Source organism: Bacillota bacterium (assembly GCA_040754675.1).
Taxonomy (GTDB): domain Bacteria; phylum Bacillota; class Limnochordia; order Limnochordales; family Geochordaceae; genus Geochorda.
Map to the genome: position 1 here is coordinate 1 of JBFMCJ010000379.1, position 4,026 is coordinate 4,026.

Annotated in this window: 4 protein-coding genes; all 4 read left to right on the top strand. The window is 66.9% G+C overall.

The window, feature by feature from the left end:
* On the top strand, positions 1 to 1,419 hold a 1,419-nt coding region (locus tag AB1609_17225; GenBank protein ID MEW6048190.1), incomplete at its 5' end, for a glycoside hydrolase family 36 protein.
* A 709-nt stretch (positions 1,420 to 2,128) separates the two neighbouring features.
* On the top strand, positions 2,129 to 2,599 hold the full coding sequence (locus tag AB1609_17230) for a transposase (protein ID MEW6048191.1): 471 nt from the start codon (positions 2,129 to 2,131) through the stop codon (positions 2,597 to 2,599).
* Between the two features lie 15 nt (positions 2,600 to 2,614).
* Positions 2,615 to 3,298: a transposase gene (locus AB1609_17235; GenBank protein MEW6048192.1), complete on the top strand. Its 684-nt coding sequence runs from the start codon at positions 2,615 to 2,617 to the stop codon at positions 3,296 to 3,298.
* Positions 3,299 to 3,320: 22 nt separating this feature from the next.
* Positions 3,321 to 4,026: transposase (locus AB1609_17240; protein MEW6048193.1), on the top strand; the 706-nt coding region annotated here is incomplete at its 3' end.

Consider the following 4,026-nt stretch of genomic DNA (forward strand, 5'->3'; position numbering starts at 1 on the left):
CCGGTGGCCGTGCTGCATCCCTTCGGTACGACCCGCTTTTACCGCCACGGGTGGCATTCGTGGAGCCCGGTGGACTGGGTGAGCCTGGCCTGGCGGCCCGAGCTGCCGGCCGTGCCCCGTGATCGCTGGTACATGGGCGATGACGCAGGACACCTGACGGGTGCGCGCCACGGCGGAAGCGGCGTGGGCGCAGTCGAAGCGCCGGACGGCCGCATGCTTTTGTTGGGCGCGCTGGGCGTCGGGGCCAGGGTCGAGGCGGACGAAGAGGTGCTGCGGGGCCTCTTCGAGGAGGGCTCCGGCGAGCGGGCGGAAGAGGCTTCGCCGGATGGGTGGTTCGTGGGATACGGGGACCCGGTCAGCGTGTTCGCCCGGTATGCGGAACTCCTGGGCGAAAGGCTCGGGAAGCGGGGCTCTGACTCAGCACCGCGCGTCTGGTGCAGCTGGTACAGCTTTTACCGGGACATCTCCGAGACTCGGATGGTCGAGGTCCTGGAAGGGCTTTCGGGGCTTGCGTTTGACGTCTTTCAAATCGACGACGGCTGGCAGCGGGAGATCGGGGAGTGGGAGGCCAACGAGCGGTTCCCCTCGGGCATGGCGACCATGGCCGAGCGCATCCGGAGGGCGGGCTTCAAGCCCGGCCTGTGGATCGCGCCGTTCATCGTGGCGCCGCGAAGCCGGCTGTACCGGGAGCACCCCGAATGGCTGCTGAAGGACGCAGACGGGCGCCCCGCCGTGGCGGGGTACAACTGGGGGGATTACTACTACGCGCTGGACACCACCCGCCCCGAGGTCGGGAAGTGGCTGGGCGAGCTGATCCGGCGGGTACGGGGGTGGGGCTACGAGTATTTGAAGCTGGACTTCCTGTATGCCGCCGCCATGCCCGGCCGGCGATACCGGCCGCTTCACCGGGAGCAGGCCTACCGCGAGGGGCTGCGTCTGATCAGGGAGGCGGCCGGGGACGGCGCGTACATCCTCGTCTGTGGAGCCCCGGTCATCGCCTCCGTTGGCCTCGCCGACGCCATCCGCATCGGGCCTGACGTTGCGCCGTTTTGGGAGGTCCCTTACAGCACGGGGAGCTTGCTCGACCGTAGCTGGCCCAGCTCCCGGAATGCCGTCTGCACGAGCCTGCACCGGCTGTGGCTGCAACCGCTCATCCACACCGACCCCGACGTGGTCTACTTTCGGAGCCGCTACAACCTGCTGGCGCCGCAGCAGAAGGCATGGCTGCAGGATCTGGCCCGGGTTGCCGGTTTCCAGGGCACCTCAGACCCGCCGGGGTGGCTCGATCCCGAAGAGCGCCAGGCGATGGCCGCATTTATACAGGCCAGGTCGACGGTGGAACGGCTTGGGCCTTATCGGTTCCGCATCGACGGCCGGGAGGTAGACTTTCAGGCTGCGCTGCAGGGCCGAGCGTCCTGAAAGCGTCGCCGGGCGGCGTTTAAGCGAACAGCGGGCTGCCGGGTGTTTGCAGGGGTCGAAAGCGGCCCGAAAACGGAGAGGGGGATAGGCTGGCCCGTGGCGACACGGGCCAACCTCTTTTCGGGTACGGTGGATGGGCATGACTTCTCGGTTCTTGTCCTGGCCCCGGTAAGGCGCTCGTCTGGGCGACCGCGAGTCGTGGTGGGCCGGGCCGCTTGGGGGCCCGGCGTCTCGTCCATGGAGGGGAAACACCAGTGCCACGGCAAAGCGCCGGACCCGCGACAGTAGGAGCAAGCCAAGTGCGACATTCTATCTCGTTTTTCGCACCCATCCCCATATCCGCCGGGGTTTTTTGAGAGGTTGACGTCATGGGTTACCGCTCCGTGTAGAGGGTCTCGGAGTAGCCGGCCAGGCGGAGCACCTTGTTGGTATGATCCCGTTCGGCAGGAGCTTCCAGGTGGCATCGGGAGGGGTACGAAGCGTAGACTTGGAAAGTTTCCCGCCGTTAGGCGGGGTGGGTGGTGCGAGCGCAGGGCAGGGCGGACCCGGCAAATCCTTGGGCTTCGAGCCCGTGACTTTGTTTGGGTAAGGGTCCGCCCTGCGCCAACCGCCCAACTGGGCCCGGCCCTACCGGGAAGCCCGAATGGGTGTGTGCCGCTTGGCCATCCCACCGGTCCTGCGCTTGCCAAAACCGTCAGGGGGGAAGAAGGTGCGACGCTTCATCGGGTTGGACGTGCATCGGGACTACTGCTATGCCTACGTACTGGAAGCGGGAAAGGAAGAGGGAAGGCGCCGGCGCTTCCCCAACACGGCGGAGGACTGGGCCGGCTTTGTCGAGGAGCTCGGCCCTGACGACGCCGTGGCCATCGAGGTGAGCGGCGGCACCTTCCGCCTCTACGATACGCTGGCCGACCGGACCGGGCAAGTGGTGGCCGTAGACCCTCGCGTCATGCGGCGCCTGGGCTCGCGCAAGCGGAAGACTGACCACGACGATGCGAAGCTGTTGGCCGAGCGGCTGGCGTTGGGGACGCTGCCGGGTGTGTGGGTGCCGCCGAAGCCGATTCGGGAGCTTCGCGTGCTGGTTACGCTGCGGCGGCTGGTGGAGGAGCGGAGCCGGTGGAAGAATCAAATCCGCAGCCTGCTGCAGCGCCACGGCTATCGGGCGCCACACAACCTCTAGCAAGCACGCCAGCACTTGAAGGACCTGTGGGAGCTGGACCTGCCGCCAGGTGACCGGGTGGTGTTGGCGGTGGCGCTGGAGCAGGTGCGTTCGAGCAACATGCACCTGCGGGCACTGGACCGAGAGATCGGCCGCCGGGTGAAAGACTGCCCACCGGTGCGGTTGCTCCTTTCTCTGGGGGGCTTTAACGTGATCGCGGCGGCCACGTACTACGCCTATATTGCCGACCCCTTCCGGTTTCCCAGCGGTAAGCACGTGGCCAGTTACACCGGCTTGGTGCCCCGCGTCTATCAATCGGGCACCACGGACCGCCGGGGGTCGATCACGAAGGAAGGTCCGGCAGTGCTGCGCTGGGCCCTGGTCGAGGCCGCCAGCAGCGTGGCCCGTCATGGTCCGCCGGCCCTGCGCGCGTTTTACGAACGACTGCGGGCGAAGAAGGGCCACCAGGTGGCCGTGGTGGGCCTGGCTGCCAAGCTGGTGCGGATCGCTTGGTGCATGTGGCGAACGGGCCAATTGTTTGGAGGCGTGCGCCCCGAGCTTCATGCTGCCAAGCTTGCCCTGCTCGACCGTCATGCAGCGCCCTACCCAACGGCCCACGTGCTGAGCTGGCTGGCGGAGCGCATCGACCAGATTCTGGACACGAGCCCTTATGCCATCAAGCGGGCCGTGAAAGCATCGCAACTCGGAGTCGCGGCTTGAGGAAAGGGTTTGACAGGGGATCATGGGTGACCCCGCCAAGCACGTCCATGGCGTCGTCGCCGTCCTGTACCCCGACCAAGTGGTCTTGGAAGAAGAGGTGCCCCATGATCTGCAGGCGATGAAAGCCCTCGATGCTCGCCTTGAGCAGCTCGCAGCCCGCCATCGGGCCCTGCTGGTGTATGGCATCGAAGACCACCGCCAGTACGGGCAGGCCTGGATTCAGGTGCTCCAAGCCAAAGGCCGCCAGGTACGAGTGGTGAATCCGCTTTGGACACGGCGCCAGAAGGATTTCTACGGCCAGGACAAGGCCGACCTCATCGATGCCCGAGCCATCGCCGCTGTTGTGCTGCGCAAAGCGGATGCGCTGCCCGACGCCGAGGCCAGCCGGGATGCCGCCACCCTGCGAGAAGCCGCCCGCATGCTGGAGGACCTGGCCCACCAGCAAACGCGCGCCCTCAACCGCCTGCACCAGTTGCTCACCGCCACGTACCTACCCAGCTATGAGCGATTCTTCGGGGAGCTCGGCCGGCCCTGGGCGCTGCGCTTCTTTCACCGCTTCCCCCTGCCCCAGGAGCTCAACGGTCTGGCCTGCTCCCAGCTGGCCGAGGTCTTGCTGGAGTTGTCGGGAGGACGCATCGGACCGCACCGCCGCGAAGGACGCTTGGCCCTCCTTCAGAAGCGGGCCAAAGCTGTCCTGGAGGCCACGGCGGCAGTGCGTAGACTCCCCA